Origin of the sequence: Cytobacillus sp. T106 (assembly GCF_040492155.1) — a bacterium.
GTDB classification, from domain to species: domain Bacteria; phylum Bacillota; class Bacilli; order Bacillales; family Cytobacillaceae; genus Bacillus_AB; species Bacillus_AB infantis.
Genome location: NZ_JBEUMK010000012.1, coordinates 37382 through 56220, shown reverse-complemented (window position 1 = coordinate 56220; position 18839 = coordinate 37382). Strand labels below are relative to the sequence as shown.

Here is an 18839-nt window from a genome sequence, read left to right as displayed (position 1 = left end):
ATCATCATACTGAAAAAACAGGCTCGTTGATTAGAACCATTTATCCCAAATATCCATATGATGAATTGAATACACAACCTATTAGAAAGGATGATTTAGTTGAAGCGTCATAAGAGACCGCAACTGACCCCTAATAACGTTCAAGAAGAATGTATTCGGGTTTCCAAGGTATATGACTGGGTATTTGATGCTATTACTACTGATACAGGAATTACCTTGCCGCCCGAATGTGCAGCCGCAGTTGCACTGGCAGTAGCAGAAGGGAGAACCCCGCTTGATGTAACATGCTGCGTTCCCGATGTAGGAGGATTTTTCCCGCTTGATCCTCCAGATACAGATGGAAATGCAACCTGTACAGTGTCTTCCAGAATTGAAAGGCGCAAAATTCCGGTAAACGGAGTCATGACAGACCTGGCTATTGTGAAGGTCATCTTCACAATCAGGCCGCTTGTTACAATCTATGATAGCACTGGCGCTGTCATTTGCAGCTTCCGTCCAACTATCAGCGAATCGCGCCGCCTCGTTGTCTGTGCTCCTGAGCCATTTACAAGCGACAACGTATTCTGCCGCCTGATTTCATTGAACTGTGAAACAAACTTCATTGAAACTGGTATTCCTGATCTTGGCCTGCAAATCATGCTTGATATCTGCTTTGAGATTCAGGTTGAGGCTGATGTAAAGCTGGAAGTCCTGGCGAAATTCTGCTTCCCGCGTCCAAACGATATTGTCATTCCTCCTGGTGGGGTTTGCCCGCCGTTTGAATGGCCGGAGCAATGCGACTTCTTCCCTCGCGACAATTGTGACTGCCAGGCGTTTGTGGATACAGACCCTATTACAGGCCCTGTACCAATCGCATTTGACCCGATTATTTTTGCAGAAGCCCTTGCTGCAGGAACTTATACGACAGAATTGAGAGCTGAAATCTGCGACAACTGCCAACTGACAGGAAGCACCCTGCAATGGATTGTCGAAGATTTTGTTGTACCGACTGGTACGGGGACTCTTGCTGTCGACCAAAGCTTTGTCTTCACTGCAGAAGAATTCAATATGCCAACATGCACGACTGTCCTTGGCATTACTACACTGACAGTTACTGGGGCGGGCACAATTGTATTTGCTGACCCGAGCGTGCCTGACCGCACCGTATTGTTTACATTGACACTGGTTGAAAATATCGGTACGGATCTGGATGGATATTCCATTGTTCTTACTGATGTAGCGGGACTTCCGTTAGTGACCTTTGCTGGCGCAGGAGCTGCGTTCGTGCCGGATGAAGACCTCATTATTCAGGATTGCGTAACATTCCCGAATCTATTGAATGGTCAGCCGCTATAAAAAGCATTGTTTAAAAGAAGGGGAAACCCTTCTTTTTTTCTTTTCCAGGCAGCTTATTTCTTTATTTGCTTTAATTCAGTAATCATATTAATGAAGTTGGCAGCATAATCTCCGGGAGAAAAATTCTGCTGTATATGCTGAGCTGCCCTTTGCCTGATTGCTTCCCGTAAAGGAGCATTTGTCAAAAGATCCTGCCCCTCCTTGACGGCATGCTGGATATTGCCTAAAGTAAAAAACTTGCCAGTAGTATTATGGATGATAAAATGCCGCACCCCATCTGAATCTGTTGAAAGGACGGGGCATTTGCAGACCATTGCCTCCAGGACGGCATAGCCGAAGCCTTCTACCTTAGAGGTAGAACAGAGAAACCCGCCTGAATCCCCGATCATGGAATAGTGGTCTGCCATCCGGTCATGTGGAAGATTGGCAAATACAGTCAGGTGGGATTGGAGATTAAGCTGTTTAATAACTGTTTCAAACGCTGTCCTTTGATCCGCCGGAGCAAGGGTACTGTCCTCAAACATCCATAATTTGATCGAAGGGTTCTGCCTGATCAGTTTGGCTCCGATCATGAGGAAGTCTTTCCAATTCTTATTTTCTTCAAGCCTTCCGACCCAGCCTATAATTGGATGTGGCCTTTTCGGCAAATGCCGGTAATGGAAATCTTTTGTGTTAAAGCAATTGTGAAAAGAGTATTTTTTCTTAGATGGAAAATAAGTTTCAAACGCTTTAATAAGATGAGGTGCCTTGGGATAGAGAATTGCATCACAATACGGATTGATAATAGGCAGGGCATTGGCTTTCAAGAACTTTTCAGCATAATCTTTATCCTGTCCAAGGCCCTGGCTTTCAAAAATCAGAATTCCCTGATATCCCAGGGACCTGAGACGCTGAAGCATGGCAAGATCGGAGCCGACAACAATCGCTTCATAGCTCCCTTTTTGAAGGATTTCCTTGATGCCTAAATCGGTATTGGTCACATATAATGTGGCATCCGTTTTGTTCTGAAGCCCTGTACCGCTCTGTGTATAAAGGAAATGGCAGTTGATGCCAACCTGGCTGAGTGCCTGTAATCTCTGCCGGTTCAATGTTTCGACACCACCGCTTGGGACATAAAAGGTAAAAAGTATATTCAGATTGCGGTCATTCATTCTTCATTTCACCTCATTCCTTTTATAAAAATCAGTTCAAATCAGGCACCATTGCAGGCTCAGCAATCTATAATATCAGGAGGCCTTACGGACACCTCTTTAAATAAGGGGAAAATTCACTTTAAGTACAGGAAGGGGAATACGTGATGCTGCTCCCGGACTCCATTTCAAATCAACAGGATCTTGTAACAATCATTATCCCATTCTATAACTGCAGCTATGTTGGCAAGAGCATCTCAAGTGCATTGCAGCAAACCTATAAAAATATCGAAATCATTCTAGTGGATGACGGCTCAACACTTCATGATCAGCTTCTTAAGCCTTTCTTAAACCGGATTGTTTATATGAAAAAATCAAATGGAGGGACAGCCTCCGCTTTAAATAAAGGCTTCAAAAGGGCAAAAGGCGAGTATATAGTCTGGCTGAGTTCTGATGACATCATGCTGCCAGAAAAAATTGAAAAGCAGCTCAGTTTTATGAAAAGGGAGAATGCAAAATTCTCTTTTACTGATTACAAGCTTATCAATGACAAGAACGAAATTCTGACAGGATCTGGTGTTCTCTCAAACTACAGCAAGGAATCTCTGCTTGATGGGTTGAAAACAAGCTGCACGATTAATGGATCTACAATCATGATGAAAAGAGAACTGCTTGCCAGTGCAGGGATTTTTGATCTTTCTTATCGGTATGCGCATGATTATGAATACTGGATAAGGGTGTGCTTAAAACATAACCCTGCTTTTCTTCAAGAGCCGCTGACTCTTTATAGAATCCACAATAAAATGGGGACGAAAAAGCATTTAAGAGAAATTAGTGAGGAAACGGATCGTATAAAGAAAAAATATGGTCCGGCCCTTAATAATTTTCAAGGATGGAAAGGGGCGAAATGAACGCCCCTCATTCATTTTATGGCCGGCAGCGCCTGGCCTATTCCTAAAACATGCCTTGATATCTTTCTTCTAAAATAATGGACAAGTAAAAGTAAATACTAGGGACTGTGCCAGACTGCAGCTGCGAGACTGGCTGCAGTGTATTCCTTGGCTTAAATTTAATCAGGATCCATTGAATAGTACAATTTTCGTACCAGTCACCGATGAATCTGAGTTTCCAAAATAGTAATTGGATGCCCCGTCAAGTGTCAGGTTTCCAGTCCAGGTAATTGTGCCAAACTGGGTGCCGAAAATTCCAATTGGCGGTACATCAGTTGCCGGATTTGCAGTAACATTTCCGCCAATAAAAGAGTTTAGGATGTTACTGTACACAGCTATCTGCATTGTGCTGTCTGAGCGGCTGTCCACCATCCGCTGCAGCCTTAGTCCATTGTGGATTACTGTTCCTGCGAACCAGCTGTTGTAAGCATATGTGTTCAGCTGGCCCATGTGGCCAGATTGAACGACATTCCCATTGATTTTTGCATTGTGAAGCTGGAATTCGATTGTAGTAAATTGATCGCCAAGTGATACATTCTGGAATATCACATTGCCGCTGATAATGGCGCCATTCGTATAATTGGTATGGGTACTGACGGATGTACCATTATCAAATGTTCCGATTACCGTTACTGGACGGGCATCAAAGGCAGGGCCTTGGATGAGGTATACATTCTCTGCTGCCTGGCTTGTTTGAATGGTTACATTTCTCGGAGTCGAAGATCCAAAGTTTGCAAGGTCTGCATTTCCAAGAACCCACGGGCCAAGACCCAGCAGCTGGACATGCCTTGCAGGCGGTATGACAATATCCTCATCGAATACTGAATTGGCTGCAATCAGGATTACCAGCCTTGCCCGCATCCCGAATGTAACAGCCAATGGGCTGTTTACAGCAACGGTAACAGCGGCCTGCAGGGAGTTGAACGGGTTGAGAGGAGAGCCGTCACCAGGTCCGGGAGCACTTGAATCTGCCCAGAATATCGTTTCTTGTCCCCATAGGAAATCGCTTGGGCCTTGTTCTCCCTGAGGGCCTTGTTCACCTTGGGGACCCTCTGCACCAGGAGAACCAGTTGCTCCCTGCGGACCCTGGCTTCCAGCAGCCCCAGTTACACCCTGAGGACCTTGAGGGCCCTGAGCTCCAGTAACGCCGGTAGAGCCTTGAGGACCTTGAGTGCCCTGTGCACCGGCAGAACCTGTGGTTCCCTGTGGACCCTGAGGGCCTTGAGCACCTGAAACGCCGGTCGGCCCTTGAGGACCTTGAGCTCCCGCAGAGCCAGTGACTCCTTGAGGACCTTGTCCTCCTTGGGCACCAGTGTTGCCTTGAGGACCCTGAGAGCCTGTGTTGCCTTGAGGACCCTGTGCTCCTGTATTGCCTTGAGGACCCTGAGGGCCTTGAGCACCCGATCCTTGAGGCCCTTGCTCACCTTGCGGACCCTGAACGCCAGTATTGCCTTGAGGACCCTGAGGGCCCTGAGCACCCGATCCTTGAGGACCCTGCTCTCCCTGCGATCCTGTATTGCCTTGAGGACCTTGTGGCCCCTGAACACCGGTACCTTGAGGGCCCTGAGGACCTTGAGCGCCAGTGGCGCCAGTATTGCCTTGAGGGCCTTGAGCACCAGTGGCGCCAGTGCTCCCTTGAGGACCTTGAGAACCAGTGGCGCCGGTACTGCCTTGAGGACCTTGAGCGCCAGTGGCGCCGGTACTGCCTTGAGGACCTTGAGCACCAGTGGCACCGGTACTGCCTTGAGGACCTTGAGCGCCAGTGGCGCCAGTATTGCCTTGAGGACCTTGAACACCAGTGGCACCGGTACTGCCTTGAGGACCTTGAACACCTGTGCTGCCTTGAGGACCCTGCGGACCTTGAGCACCCTGATTAGATCCGAGAAGCTCGTCAGATACTACCCGGTGTGCAGCAACTAGCTGGCCGGAGACATCTCTGCCCCAAACTGATATTTGTGTGCTGGCTTCGGCAGGGCCGCCTGTAGTAAAAACAAATTCAAAAGCATCGAAATTAGCAGTCAGGTTCCTGGTAATAACCTGGTTTGGCCCGACGTTAATGGTTTCAAGGGCAAATAAAATCCTGGAGCCATTCAATCTATATCCCTGCAGCTGTATGGTTGAAGAATTCACTGAATCTCTGTTGTCAATTTTAATATTGACGGTCCTGGTTATCCTGTTTCCTCCTACAGGCGGATTGGAAATAGGTCCAGTAGATAAAACTGCCATAGTTATCCTCCTAACACTTTGGTCTGAAACTAAAGTCTCATAAACTACTCGTTCTCTTATTTATTTTATTTATTGATCTTAAGATTGATTGTGAGTTTGTCCATTTATGGGAGCGGATTTTAAGATTGCAATCTTTATAGAATAGTAGACGGTATGAGGAGGGATGCGGATATTAAACCAATAATTGAATAGCTTTATATATAAAAAGCCTGCAGTCTCAGAAACTGAGTCTGCAGGCAGTTTTTTTAAAGTAGCTGTTAAGCAGCAGGATGAAGGCCTATGGAGCCGCAGGACCCTGTTCGCCCTGAGGACCCTGAGGACCCTGAGCGCCGGCTGCCCCAGTTGAACCTTGAGGACCTTGGGCGCCCTGTGCACCAGTAACCCCTGTAGGACCTTGAGGACCTTGAACACCAAATGGACCTTGAGGGCCTTGAGAACCAGTAGCCCCTTGAGCACCGGTAGAACCTTGAGGACCTTGAACGCCTTGAGAACCAGTAACCCCTTGAGGTCCTTGTGCGCCTTGGGAACCAGTAGCACCTTGAGGGCCTTGAGCTCCTTGCTCACCTGTAGCTCCTTGGGAACCAGTAACCCCTTGAGGACCCTGGGCGCCTTGAGCGCCAGTTACTCCGGTAGGACCTTGAGGCCCCTGAGCACCGGTACCGCCAGTAACTCCTTGAGGTCCTTGAATTCCTTGAGGACCTTGTTCTCCAGTACCCTGAGGACCTTGTGCGCCTTGAGAACCAGTAGCCCCCTGAGCCCCGGTAGGACCCTGAGGACCTTGTGCACCAGTGCCCTGTGGCCCCTGAGCCCCAGTATTGCCCTGAGGACCTTCGCTGCCTTGAGGACCCTGAGCTCCAGTACCTTGGGGACCTTGGGACCCTTGAGCCCCAGTATTGCCTTGAGGACCTTGCTGGCCTTGAGGGCCACGATCTGAACCCAGCAGTTCATCCGAAACGATGCGGTGTGCTGCTACCAATCCTCCGGCTGCATCACGGCCCCAAACAGAAACCTGGATATCCGCTTCAGCAGCTCCGCCAGTTGTAAAGTCAAATTCGAAGCTATCGAAATTCGCAAAGTAGTTTCTTGTAAGGACAGCGTTTGCCGGAACGTTCACCAGCTCAGACACATATATAGTGCGCGAACCATTCAGCTGATAACCTTGAATCACTACTGTTCCTGGGCTTGCTCCATTTCTATTGTCCACTTTAATTGTGACCGTTCTCGTTGGTCTTGAACCGCCTACCGCAGGATTCAGGATCGGGCCGGTTGACAATAGTGCCATATAATTACCTCCTTCCAGCATATAGTTAAATCAATACGGTTAAAGTGAAGCTGCCGTATTTCAATATATAGTATTTCAGAGTAGTATGTTTGCCAGTAAGTTTGTCCCGGCACAGCAGGAAATTTAAAAAAATAGATAAACTGCCTTCTTACAATGAAAAGGCCGCTCCCGGAACTCAATCCGGAAAGCGGCTGGCAGATTAAAAGAAAATATTAAACTTGGTGAAAAACCAATCATCATCATATTTGCGCCTTGCAAGATAACTTTTCTTTTTTTCCAATGCCCCGTTTGCAAGCACTCTATTTTCGATTTCCTTCTGGTTTCCATTTATAAGCATTTTCCGGACTTTATAAATCCTCGCAGAATTGAAATGGAGGTAAGACAGCCTGAGCAGATTATAGAAATAATCGTCAAGTTCAACTCTATAAGGCTGTACCTTCCTGAATAAGTGAAGCACTTTAGCTTTTGGCTGGACATGGCATTTATATCCGAACAGCCAAAGCTTGATTGAAATCTCCACATCCTCATATCCCCAAACTGGAAACCCAGTCTCAAAACCTCCCGCATCCTCAAAGACCGATCGATTGATGGCAAAGCAGCCTCCCGGCAGAATGGCAGTCTCAAAAAGATCGTCCTGTTTGACATTCCAGTGTGTCCGGATCTTTGAAGATCTCTCATTTACCCATAATGTCTGGCCATAGCCGGTGAAATGGGGGTTGCCGATGGCCCCGATGGCAGGTGTGACGGCATCGGTCAGGCCTTTTAGAAGAGGCTCGATCAGAAGGTCCAGCCAATAGTCTTCAAACTCCAGATGGGCATCACAGAAGACAAGCACTTCTCCTCTTGCTAGCTTGGCTCCTTCATTCCTCGCGTTGGCGGCTCCCACACCGTCTGTAGTGACGAGAATAATGTTTTTATCCAAGTACTCAGTTTTTAAAAATTCACAGCATTGATCATTTGATTGATCATCAACAATAATCAATTCATAGGGCTGGCCAATTGATGCCGAGAAGAATGATTCCAGAGTTTTTTTAACATTTTCGCCTTCGTTTTTCACTGGGAAGATAATAGAAGCGATTGCGGATTCTGCCATTTTACTCACTCTCCTTAAAGCCTGATTGCGTAATTATTCAAAAGACCGGGAAGATCCTTTTTTCAGCTTCTTCAAGCGTTATCTGTCCAGCCAAATAGCTGCAAATGAGCGAATAATTGAAGTGAATGCAGAATAAGTTCCTGTCACGCGAATCGGCAGCAGCTTTAAGATGGATATAAGGCGGGAGGATATAGGCGGTGATTGTCTTCGTGTCTTCAGCCAATTTCTTCATATCGCCCTGGGCGATGATGAATTTCCTTGAAATAGGGGGATAGGATAGCAGAATGATATCTTTGTTTTCAGCATCTGCGGGGAATTTTTCTATATCTGATTTCCGGCTGAGCTTTTCTGCCAGATCCTCAGGCAAGGCGGTCTTCTGTATCTGCTCTCTTTCTATCAAGTACAGGAGTTTCGGGATATTCCATTTGATCTGATAATATTCCGCATTATTTAACGGAATTTCTGCCATTACTATTTCATCCTCATTTACTATATAAGGGGCTTCATTCCCGGAATCGAGTTTATTCTTATAATACAGCAGTGTTTTTTTTAGATCTTTCGGAGGCTTGTTGACAAGGCTGAACCCGTTTCTTACTACAAGCTGTTCCATATAATCCACAGTCAGAAAGCGGTCAAGCAGAAAGCTTTTTTTCAATTAGATCACCCCTGCATATACATATTGCCGATCCATCTTTTCGTGCCTGTATAGTGTAACGGAGAAGTAAAATTCACATATAGATAAATAAGATAAATGCCTCAGAAGGAGGGGATGCAATGAAAAAGGATGCACATCATTCAACACCGGAGGAACTTGAAGGATTAGAGTCATGGGAGCCGGGAAGCATTATCAATTTTTTGGATACCTCCAGGCATAATTTAAACAGCATAAAGAAAACGCTGCTTTTATACAATGGGCAAACAAAAGAGCTTCTGTCAGATATCGCATTGATAGAGCAGGAGACACCAGCGGTCCCGGCCCCGGCAATTGACCGGCCAGAACAAGAAGAAAAGGAAGCAGTTTCCGGCCATGAGAATGACTTCAGGGCAGATGAGCTGCTAAAGGACATTTTAACAAAAATTAATCAGATCCAGGCGGAAGATCAAGAACTCAGGCGGGATATACAAAAGAAAGATCAAACCATTAATGAATATGCCCGGCAGAGAATGAATATGTACAATCAAATTACCAATCTTGAGTTTTTATTGACTTCCTCCGCAAAGAGAAGCCAAGAGCTGGAGAAAGAGCTAAGCCGAAGGAAAATGGAGTACAAAAGGAAGCTGAAGGATAACCGAAAACTCGCTGAAGAAATGGCCATTAAGCTGGATGAAGAAAGCCAAAAACTTTCCAGCCTTGTCTCGAAGGCGGGTGAACTCAGCAGCAATAAATATCATGATGACAGAAGAATTATCCTCGTGCATCTCCAGTCCAGCCTGGCAGGGATGATGACTATAAGGGAAGAACAAACCAAATGGTTCGGAGAAATGAAAGGCACCTTTCAAAATATTACAGAAAAATGGGTGACTGATGGATTCACATTGCCTACTCCAGAAGAGCAAGACGTGAATACTATAAAAAGAGGGAGCTGGATACATTTGCTAAGGTCTTGGTGGAATAATGAAAGTCAGACGCAAAGTTTAGCAAAGCTTGAGGAGCTTCAGGATAAAATCAAGGAACTGCATTCTCTTTTAAGCTCATATGAAAATCTGCTAAGCGATATGAACGGGCATTTTGAGCGTTATGAAGAAAATGAACTGCAATATACAAGCGAAATGAAAGAGCTGAAAGAACAGATCCGCAATTTCATCAAAAGGGATGAGGAATACCTCCAGAAAACGAAAGAACTGGAGGCTGAACTTGCCGATTATAAAGAACAGAATTTGAAGCTTGGCGGCAAAGTGAAAGAAATGGAGCAGCGTGATAAAGAACTCAAGACCAAAGTGGAAACCATGAAAAAGAGATCTGCAGGCAAAATCCAGCAGGCAAAAAATGCCGCTTCCCACAGGCAGGACCAGGATAAAATGCAACCGCGGCAAAACCAGGATTTAATGGGAAATTCCCAGAGAAGCGCAGCAATGATGATGCCGCCAAGAAAGCCCGAATCCGCAAGAGATCAGACAGCAGAAATGGCTGAGGCACTTATCAGAAGGGCCAGGGACAAAGCAAGGAATGATAAAAACCAGAACCAGGACAACAAGATGGAGCTGATTCAGAAATATTATCCCCAAGCAAAATCCCAATCAAGTGTTTTCAATCCATTTAAGAATTGATCGCCAACCGGGTAAAATAATCAGGGAGTGAGAGAAATGGAACAGGCCAGAAAATTCTATGAAAGCTTCAAAAAAGGAAAGAAGTTTCCTGCCGGAAAGATTACCGGCGAAGCCAAAAAGAAAAATTTGCTGGAAAATAAAAACCAGCTGCTTCCCAGCGGGGACAGCACAACATATGTCTCAGGCGCTGCCGGCGGTACACGCCCCCGCCGCAGAACCTGCTGCGGCCGTTAAACAGAATAATCATTTGTCCTTCCTGCTTCACGCATTAACATCAAAGCCACAGGAATAGTAAGCCGGCTGCACAGCAGATGATGCAGCATTATCGGATAGACTGCAGACAAAGCGTACCCGCTTCTGGTCTTTCTATCTGCCATAAGCATATAAGCATACATCCCTGTTGGCTCAAACTTTGCGCTGACCAGCACACTAGTACAGTTATAGCCAAAAATAAAGTTTCACATAATATAGAGTTAGTGACAGATCCTTTCTAATATAAGAATAAGTTGTGTAAAAGAGCGTATAAGAAAGGCTCCTGGATACGGGAAATCCAGGAGTCTTTTTCGTGTCTTGATTCAGGAGACAGTACCGATATGCTTTACCTTTCAAAACAGAGCCCCTTAAGCGTACAGATTATATGAGTTTATGGAACGTACCTTGCGGTTTTGTTTATATTATGTTAATTTTCAAAATAGTGTAACACTATTTTTACGGAAGGGGTAATCTATTGAATAGGTTGACGGAGATTTTACAAATCAAGTATCCGATCATACAAGGAGGCATGGGAAATATCAGCAGCAGCCGGCTTGCAGCCGCGGTTTCCAATGCCGGAGGGCTTGGCACCATAGGGATAGGGACTATGCTCCCTAAAGAAATTGAAGCTAAGCTGCTTGCGCTGAGGAACCTGACAAGCAGGCCATTCGCTGTCAATATTCCCATCACCGTGTCCCCTTTTGCGGAAGAGGCAATGGAGCTTGCTGAAAAATACGGCGCAGCAGCTGTATCGCTTTCAGCTGGAAATCCCGCACCATATATAAGCCGGCTGAAGTCTAAAGGAATCAAAACCATTGCTGTCACTGCATCGGTCAGACAGGCTGAAAAGGTGGAAGCTTCAGGAGCGGACATTATTTCTGCTGAAGGCTATGAAGCAGCAGGCATCAATTCCAGGCTGGAAACGACAACGCTTTCTCTTATCCCCCAGATCTGCAGCAGGGTCAACATTCCGGTGGCGGCAGCAGGCGGGATCAGCGATGGAAGAGGAATGGCTTCTGTATTCATGCTAGGTGCAAGCGGCGTGCAGATCGGCACGCGCCTCATCGCAGTCAAAGAGGCACCTTTCCACGAAAATTACAAAAATGCTCTGCTTGATGCCAGCGATGCAAGCACGATCATAGTCGGCAGAAGTGCAGGGCAGATCCGAAGAATACTGCATACAGAGTATGCTGATTTTCTGCTTCAGAAAGAAACAGAAAATCCTTCTGAATACAGCTTATTTACTAATGAAGATTATCATAAAAAAGGAGCTCTTGAAGGAGATGGGGTGAGAGGGTTCATGAATGCCGGGCAGACCGCCGGGCTTATTGCAGATATTCCGGCGGTTGCCGATCTGTTCAAGCGGATGATGGAAGAGGCGGAAGAAGCTATCGAAAAAACAGCAGGCCAGTTTAGAGTTTTCAGTAAAGCCCGGCAGCAATAAGCAAGTTGAAGATTAATAGTTTTAATTAACTAAATCTTTAGAATATTATTGACATATTTTAAAACCAGGTGATAATATAACGGTGTAAAAACGCTGATGAGATAATTTATCATATTTTATGTAAGCGATTACATAAATGCAGCAGAAGAGAGAGTCAGTGTGAGATGCCAATAATTTTGCAAGGGGGATTGTCATGAAAAAATCGATCAAAGCTGCTTCTTTACTGTTGGCAGGAAGCCTGCTCCTGTCTGGCTGCGGGAGCGATGAGGCTACAGGCGGTAATAGCAAAAATGGGGACAAGAAGATTTATCAGATCGGATTGACTCAATTTGCCGAGCATCCTTCACTGGATGCAGCAACTGAAGGCTTCAAAAAGGCGCTAGAGGAAGCAGGCTTCAAAGAAGGCGATAATGTTGAATATGACTTCCAGAATGCCCAGGCAGATATGAATAACACACAGACCATTGCCAATAATTTCGCGGGTGACCAGGTGGACCTCATTTTTGCCAATGCCACGCCAAGTGCGGTCAGTGCATTGAATGCGACAAAGGATATTCCCATCGTATTTACCTCAGTAACAGATCCTGTCGGTGCCGGGCTTGTGAAGTCATTTGATGAACCGGGCGATAATATCACCGGCACGACAGATAATCATCCTGATGCTACAGGCAAAACGATTGATTTCATGACAAAGGAAGCAGGTGCCAGGAAGATTGGCGTCATCTTTAACGCCGGAGAGCAGAACTCTGAAGTACAGGTCGAGAAAGTCAAAGAACTGGCAGAAAAAAATGGGGCCGAGGTGGTAGAGGCGTCCGTCTCCACTTCCGCAGAAGTCAAGCAGGCTGCAGAGTCTTTAGTAGGAAGGGCAGATGCCATCTATGTCCCGACAGACAATACGGTCGTTTCCGCACTTGAATCGGTCATAGCTGTAGCACAAAGCAAAAAAATCCCTCTTTTTGTGGGTGAGCTCGATTCCCTTAAGCGGGGCGGGGTAGCGGCAAGCGGGTTTGATTATTTCGAGATTGGCTATCAGACTGGCAAAATGGCCGCAGACATCCTCAAGGGAGATAAGAAGCCAAGTGAAATCCCGGTAGGACTGCCTGAAAATATCAAACTCGTGTTCAATCCAAAAGCTGCGGAAGAACAAGGACTTGAGATCAAGGAAGAATGGAAGGATCTAGCCGAGTTTTATGAAGAATAGCGAAGGGCGTGGTCTTTAGATGTTTACAGCAATCTTCGGAGCATTTGAGTCAGGCATCATCTATAGTATCATGGCGCTCGGTGTCTATCTTTCTTTCAGGGTGCTGGATTTTCCGGATCTTACAGTGGACGGCAGCTTTGTGACGGGTGCTGCCGTTGCAGCAACCCTGATCGTAAGCGGCGTCAATCCTTTTATCGCTACAGCTGCTGCCCTTATAGCAGGGTTTGCCGCCGGCTGCCTTACCGGAATCCTGCACGCTTATGGAAAAATAAACAGCCTGCTGTCCGGCATCCTGATGATGATCGCTTTGTATTCCATTAATTTAAGGATCATGGGAAAGTCCAATGTACCTCTTCTCAATACAGAGACAGCCATGACTGGCATCAGGGATGCATGGGATAAAACAGGGATCGATCCCATGCTGAATGGCATTCTTGCAGCCGTAGGGCTGGGGGACAGCCTTCCAAGGACATGGGGGATCCTCATAATGATGCTGTTAACTGCATTTGCCATTAAGCTTCTGGCGGATCAGTTCCTGAAAACGGAGATAGGCCTTGCTTTAAGGGCAACCGGCGACAATAAAAGGATGATCAGAAGCCTCTCAGCAGATACAAATCTGATGGTCATACTCGGCCTGGGGCTGTCTAACAGCCTTGTCGCTTTCTCTGGCGCATTGATTGCCCAGCAGGGTGGATTTGCTGATGTCGGGATGGGCATCGGGATGATCATAATCGGATTGGCATCGGTCATCATCGGGGAAGCTATATTTGGCACAAAAACCATAGCAAGGACAACTCTTGCCGTAATTGGCGGAGCAATCATCTACAGGATCGTCGTCACACTTGCCCTGCGTGTAGATTTCCTTGAACCGGGGGACATGAAGCTCATTACAGCGGTCATTGTCATCATTGCTCTGATCATGCCTAAAACACTTGATCGGATAAGGGAAGGAAGAAGAAAGGCCAAGAGGCTTCGCACTCAGCCCGGTGAAGGCTATCTTTCCGGAGAAAGGGAGGAGGATCAGCGTGCTGCAGCTAAATAATATCAGCAAAATCTTCAATGAAGGGACGCCTGATGAGAAAAATGCTCTTGACAGTGTGAGCCTTTCTTTAACTGCGGGCGATTTTGTCACTGTCATCGGTTCAAATGGGGCGGGGAAGTCGACACTGATGAATATCATTTCAGGCGTCATGATTCCAGATGCAGGAAGCGTGCTGATTAATGGTAAAAATGTGGCGATGATGCCTGAGCATAAAAGGTCATTTCTGATCGGGAGGGTTTTTCAGGATCCAATGGCAGGAACGGCCCCAAGCATGACGATAGAAGAAAATCTGGCTATGGCCTATTCCCGCAATAAAGGCAGGACTTTTAAAAGGGGCGTCACTAAAAAGCGGAGGGAAAATTTCAGGGAAGTCCTTGAGGCCCTTCATCTCGGTCTTGAAAATAGGCTGAATGCCAAGGTTGGACTGTTATCCGGAGGTGAAAGGCAGGCTTTATCCCTGCTTATGGCCACCTTCACAGAGCCTTCCATCCTCCTGCTTGATGAACACACTGCGGCCCTTGATCCTGCCAGGGCCGAGCTGATCACCCGCCTCACAAAGGAAATTGTCAGCAATTACAAACTGACCACCATCATGGTCACCCATAACATGCAGCAGGCCCTGGATCTCGGGAACCGGCTTATCATGATGGACAAAGGACAGATCATCCTGGAAGTTGAAGAAGATAAAAAGAATAAATTAGGGATTGAAGATTTGCTCAACGAGTTCCAGCGGATCCGCGGCCGGCAGCTGGCAAGCGACAGGGCTCTTCTCTCGTAGCTGAATGAAGGAAAAGGATTAAGTAGGCGGGATTTTGCCTTATGTTAATCCTTTTTCTTTTGCTGGATGATTTAAGAAAATTTGCAATTGATTGACTATTCGTTTGTCATAATGTTATTATAACGTTAAAAATACGTCATACATATTTGAGGGTGTTCTTCAGTGAAGCCGGGTTTAAAAGAAGGGGCGGCTGCAACCATCCAGCTGAAAGTTTGCCGGGAGATGTTCGCGCAGTTTGGCGGTGAGATTGTACACCCGCTCTTTTCCACAGCCAGCATGGTCTATTATATGGAATGGGCATCAAGAAAAGTAATCCTCCCATTTTTAGAAGAGAGCGAAGAAGGGATGGGGTACGCAGTCACAGTCAAGCATCTTGCTCCTGCTGCTGAGGGGAGCATATTGAATGTCACTGCGGAAGTCGTCAGGCTTGAACGAAATCTGATTTTTACATCAGTCAAGGCTTTCCATGGGGATACAGTGATCGGCAAAGGGGAAGTCACCCAGGCGATCCTTCCGCGGAGCAAGATTAAAAGATTTACAGAGAAGATCCGGTTGGACTAAAGCTTTTATGCATCATTAAATGAAAGCGCTAACATATAGAGGGGGATTGAGAGACGATGGATATGTTTGATACGATCCGTGAGCATGAACAGGTGGTGTTCTGCAACGACGAAGCAACAGGCCTTAAGGCGATCATTGCGATCCACAGCACAAGGCTTGGCCCGGCGCTGGGCGGCTGCAGGATGTTTCCCTATCCTTCTGCAGACGCAGCACTTGAAGATGTCCTGCGTCTGTCCAAGGGGATGACTTATAAGTGCGCTGCAGCAGATGTAGATTTTGGCGGAGGGAAAGCGGTGATCATCGGCGATCCTTCAAAGGATAAGACACCCGAGCTTTTCAGGGCATTCGGCCAATTCGTTGAATCGTTGAATGGAAGGTTCTACACAGGCACAGATATGGGAACCACTCCTGAAGACTTTGTCCACGCCATGAAGGAAACCAATTGCATTGTAGGTGCTGACGAAGAATATGGGGGAAGCGGGGACTCTTCTGTTCCGACTGCCCAAGGGGTGATTTATGGGCTTAAAGCCACAAACCAGGTTCTTTATGGGACATCGGACCTTGGCGGACGGTCCTACAGCATCCAGGGGCTCGGCAAGGTAGGGTTCAAAGTGGCTGAAAAGCTGCTGGAGGAAGGCGCTGATCTTTATGTTGCTGATATCAATGAAGAAGCCATCAATGAGCTGATGGCAAAGGCGGGAAAAATGGGAGCGGGCCTCAAAGCGGTCAGCAGTGAAGAAATTTACCGTGCAGATGCGGATGTCTTTGTCCCCTGTGCTCTGGGAGGCATCCTCAACGATGAAAGTATAGAACAGCTCCGGGTCAGGGCGGTTGCCGGGTCGGCGAATAATCAGCTGCTTGAATTCAGGCATGGCGGCATGCTCCAGCAAAAAGGAATTCTTTATGCACCGGACTATATTGTGAATGCCGGCGGACTTATCCAGGTGGCAGATGAACTGTATTCCCCTAATAAAGAAAGGGTCCTCCGGAAAACGAAGGCGATATATAGTGCGCTGCTTAATGTGTACGACTATTCGGCAGCTGAAGGGATCACAACCATTGAGGCTGCCAACCAGTTCTGCGAGCAGAGGATTGAAGCGAGAACCAGGAGGAACAGCTTTTTTTCCCATATGAAACGGCCGAAATGGGCAGTCCGGACATAACTGTATGCCAATGACTTTACTGAAAAGGGTGATAGGATGGAGAGCCAATTTCCAGTCAATAGGATGATTGATGAAAACGGAAACGAGGTATCGGGTACCTCAGGGTTTGACACAGAGCTGGCTCTGGAGTTCTACAGGCAGCTTGTCCGGATCAGGGTCTTTGACCGGAAAGCGGTCAGCCTGCAGCGCCAGGGAAGGATAGGGACGTATGCTCCGTTTGAAGGCCAGGAAGCTGCCCAGATAGGGAGCGCGATGGCGCTCGAAGAATCGGATTGGATGTTCCCTACCTATCGGGACCATGGAGCAGCTTTGGCTTTCGGGCATTCAATGAGAAACGTGCTGCTATTCTGGAACGGACGAAATGAAGGATGCATTCCCCCTGAAGGAAAGAATATCTTTCCTCCTGGAATTCCGATCGCCACCCAGATCCCACATGCAGCCGGGGCGGCATATGCGGAAAAACGCAAAGGAACGAAAAAAGCTGCCATTGTCTATTTTGGAGACGGGGCCACTTCTGAAGGGGATTTTCATGAGGGCCTCAATTTTGCCAGCATCGTTAAGGCACCTGTGGTGTTTTTCAATCAAAACAACCAATATGCGATTTCCGTCCCGCTGTCAAAGCAAATGAATACCAAAACTATTGCGCAAAAAAGCCTTGCCTATGACATTCCTGGTGTCCGGGTTGATGGGAACGATGTATTTGCTGTATATCGTGAGACCAAAAAGGCGCTGGAGAGGGCAAGGGAAGGCGGCGGTCCGACCTTAATCGAGGCGGTGACATGGAGATATGGTGCCCATACGACCGCCGATGATCCCGCCAAATACAGGGATCAGCAGGAAAGCAGCGTTCTAAGAGGAAAAATCGATCCGATTCTTAGAATGGAACGCTGGCTGAAGAATAAAGATCTGTACGATGAGAACTGGGCAAAGAGAGCAGAATCGGAAGCAGCTGCAGAAATTGATTTGGCTATTGCAGAGATGGAAGCATACCCGCCTGCCGATCCGGCTGATATTTTTGATCATGTGTTTGCAGAGCTGATATGGCCGCTAAAAGAGCAAAAGGAAAAATACCTTAGCCAGCTTGGGGGTGCTTAGATGGAAACAGCAGTCAAGACCAGCACCATGACGCTTGTACAGTCAGTAAATGAAGCATTGGACATCATGCTGGCGGAAAATGATGAAGTTCTGGTGCTCGGGGAGGATATCGGGAAAAATGGAGGGGTGTTCCGCGCGACCGAAGGCCTGCAGGAAAAATACGGTGAAGAGCGGGTCATGGATACCCCGCTGAGTGAAGCGGGATTCATCGGTGCAAGCATCGGGATGGCCGTCAATGGATTCAGGCCTGTGGCGGAAATCCAGTTTCTTGGCTTTATTTATCCTGCCTTTGAGCAGATCATGACACATGCCTCCCGGCTCCGAATGAGGACGATGGGACATTATACCGTCCCGCTTGTGATAAGGGCCCCATATGGTGCAGGAGTAAGAGCACCGGAAATCCATTGTGACAGTACTGAAGCCCTTTTTACCCATATGCCGGGCATTAAGGTAGTCTGCCCGTCCAATCCGGCTGATGCAAAAGGGCTCTTGATTGCCGCCATTGAGGATCCTGACCCTGTCCTGTTTCTAGAACCGATGAAAAGCTATCGGTCACTGCGGGCAGAGGTGCCGGAGGGAAAGTATGCCGTAGAGATAGGCAAAGGGAGTAAATTAATGGATGGAGATGATGTGACGGTCATCGCCTGGGGCGCTATGGTGCCGATTGCCATGAAGGCTGCTGAGGAAATGAAGAGAAAAGGTATTTCATGTGATGTTCTAGACCTCCGCACCTTGTATCCTCTGGATAAGGATATCATCTCTGCCTCGGTGCAGAAAACGGGGCGCACCGTCATTGTCCAGGAGGCTCATGCATCAACCTCTGTTGGCAATGATGTTCTGGCCATTATCAATGATACCTCCTTCTTATATCAGAAAGCACCGGCTGAACTGGTTGCAGGCTTTGATGCACCTGTTCCCTATTTCGGTTTTGAAGACCATTATCTGCCGACGGCTGAACGAGTCTGCCGTGCGATTGAAAAGGTCTGGACGTTCTAAGCAATCAACTGAGCTTTTATCAG

At 47.1% G+C, this 18839-nt stretch carries 16 protein-coding genes and 2 pseudogenes; 12 read left to right on the top strand and 6 right to left on the bottom strand.

The features are described 5' to 3' along the window. Positions 1–99: 99 nt before the first annotated feature. The gene (locus ABU165_RS19100; protein ID WP_224951904.1) at positions 100–1335 is read left to right on the top strand and encodes a BMQ_0737 family morphogenetic spore coat protein; all 1236 of its coding nucleotides are present in this window, start codon (positions 100–102) and stop codon (positions 1333–1335) included. Between the two features lie 53 nt (positions 1336–1388). Here ABU165_RS19100 and ABU165_RS19095 read toward each other — a convergent pair whose 3' ends face one another. After that, positions 1389–2486, bottom strand: a complete 1098-nt coding sequence (locus tag ABU165_RS19095; RefSeq protein ID WP_318060583.1) for a glycosyltransferase family 4 protein — start codon at positions 2484–2486, stop codon at positions 1389–1391. 146 nt (positions 2487–2632) lie between these two features. Here ABU165_RS19095 and ABU165_RS19090 point away from each other — a divergent pair, with 146 nt between their 5' ends. Next, a complete protein-coding gene (locus ABU165_RS19090; RefSeq protein WP_318060582.1) occupies positions 2633–3376 on the top strand; it encodes a glycosyltransferase in 744 nt (247 codons plus the stop codon). A 162-nt stretch (positions 3377–3538) separates the two neighbouring features. On the opposite strand, the gene ABU165_RS19085 is transcribed toward ABU165_RS19090, so the two are convergent. The 5 genes and pseudogenes from ABU165_RS19085 to ABU165_RS19065 all read right to left on the bottom strand — a co-directional run bounded on the left by ABU165_RS19085 (position 3539) and on the right by ABU165_RS19065 (position 8671). Further along, a complete protein-coding gene (locus ABU165_RS19085) occupies positions 3539–4294 on the bottom strand; it encodes a hypothetical protein (protein ID WP_318060625.1) in 756 nt (251 codons plus the stop codon). 129 nt (positions 4295–4423) lie between these two features. Continuing rightward, positions 4424–5641: pseudogene (locus tag ABU165_RS19080) on the bottom strand (collagen-like triple helix repeat-containing protein); the annotation flags it as partial. Positions 5642–5927: 286 nt separating this feature from the next. Next, positions 5928–6566 (bottom strand): annotated as a pseudogene (locus ABU165_RS19075) (collagen-like domain-containing protein); the annotation flags it as partial. A 556-nt stretch (positions 6567–7122) separates the two neighbouring features. Next, positions 7123–8016: a glycosyltransferase gene (locus tag ABU165_RS19070; protein ID WP_148949529.1), complete on the bottom strand. Its 894-nt coding sequence runs from the start codon at positions 8014–8016 to the stop codon at positions 7123–7125. A gap of 37 nt (positions 8017–8053) precedes the next feature. Further along, positions 8054–8671: a hypothetical protein gene (locus tag ABU165_RS19065; protein WP_148949528.1), complete on the bottom strand. Its 618-nt coding sequence runs from the start codon at positions 8669–8671 to the stop codon at positions 8054–8056. 119 nt (positions 8672–8790) lie between these two features. On the opposite strand from ABU165_RS19065, the gene ABU165_RS19060 reads away from it, so the two are divergent. The 10 genes from ABU165_RS19060 to ABU165_RS19015 all read left to right on the top strand — a co-directional run bounded on the left by ABU165_RS19060 (position 8791) and on the right by ABU165_RS19015 (position 18816). Beyond that, positions 8791–10284 carry a hypothetical protein gene (locus tag ABU165_RS19060; protein ID WP_318060581.1) on the top strand — a complete coding sequence of 498 codons (1494 nt, stop codon included), beginning with the start codon at positions 8791–8793 and terminating at the stop codon, positions 10282–10284. 36 nt (positions 10285–10320) lie between these two features. Beyond that, on the top strand, positions 10321–10518 hold the full coding sequence (locus ABU165_RS19055) for a hypothetical protein (RefSeq protein WP_094769206.1): 198 nt from the start codon (positions 10321–10323) through the stop codon (positions 10516–10518). A 493-nt stretch (positions 10519–11011) separates the two neighbouring features. Further along, the gene (locus tag ABU165_RS19050; protein ID WP_318060580.1) at positions 11012–11980 is read left to right on the top strand and encodes an NAD(P)H-dependent flavin oxidoreductase; all 969 of its coding nucleotides are present in this window, start codon (positions 11012–11014) and stop codon (positions 11978–11980) included. A gap of 193 nt (positions 11981–12173) precedes the next feature. Continuing rightward, positions 12174–13181: an ABC transporter substrate-binding protein gene (locus tag ABU165_RS19045; RefSeq protein WP_148949525.1), complete on the top strand. Its 1008-nt coding sequence runs from the start codon at positions 12174–12176 to the stop codon at positions 13179–13181. A gap of 19 nt (positions 13182–13200) precedes the next feature. Further along, positions 13201–14223 (top strand): ABC transporter permease, encoded by a 1023-nt coding sequence (locus ABU165_RS19040; RefSeq protein WP_009790874.1) that lies wholly within the window; start codon positions 13201–13203, stop codon positions 14221–14223. Beyond that, positions 14207–15001 carry an ABC transporter ATP-binding protein gene (locus tag ABU165_RS19035; RefSeq protein ID WP_318060579.1) on the top strand — a complete coding sequence of 265 codons (795 nt, stop codon included), beginning with the start codon at positions 14207–14209 and terminating at the stop codon, positions 14999–15001. Before ABU165_RS19040 ends, ABU165_RS19035 begins: the two co-directional genes overlap by 17 nt. Positions 15002–15163: 162 nt before the next feature. Beyond that, positions 15164–15562: a thioesterase family protein gene (locus ABU165_RS19030; RefSeq protein ID WP_318060578.1), complete on the top strand. Its 399-nt coding sequence runs from the start codon at positions 15164–15166 to the stop codon at positions 15560–15562. A 56-nt stretch (positions 15563–15618) separates the two neighbouring features. Then, positions 15619–16725 (top strand): Leu/Phe/Val dehydrogenase, encoded by a 1107-nt coding sequence (locus tag ABU165_RS19025; protein WP_009790877.1) that lies wholly within the window; start codon positions 15619–15621, stop codon positions 16723–16725. A gap of 36 nt (positions 16726–16761) precedes the next feature. Beyond that, positions 16762–17820 carry a pyruvate dehydrogenase (acetyl-transferring) E1 component subunit alpha gene (pdhA, locus tag ABU165_RS19020; RefSeq protein ID WP_022543818.1) on the top strand — a complete coding sequence of 353 codons (1059 nt, stop codon included), beginning with the start codon at positions 16762–16764 and terminating at the stop codon, positions 17818–17820. Beyond that, positions 17821–18816 (top strand): alpha-ketoacid dehydrogenase subunit beta, encoded by a 996-nt coding sequence (locus ABU165_RS19015; RefSeq protein ID WP_009790879.1) that lies wholly within the window; start codon positions 17821–17823, stop codon positions 18814–18816. It begins immediately after the preceding gene. Positions 18817–18839: the final 23 nt, after the last annotated feature.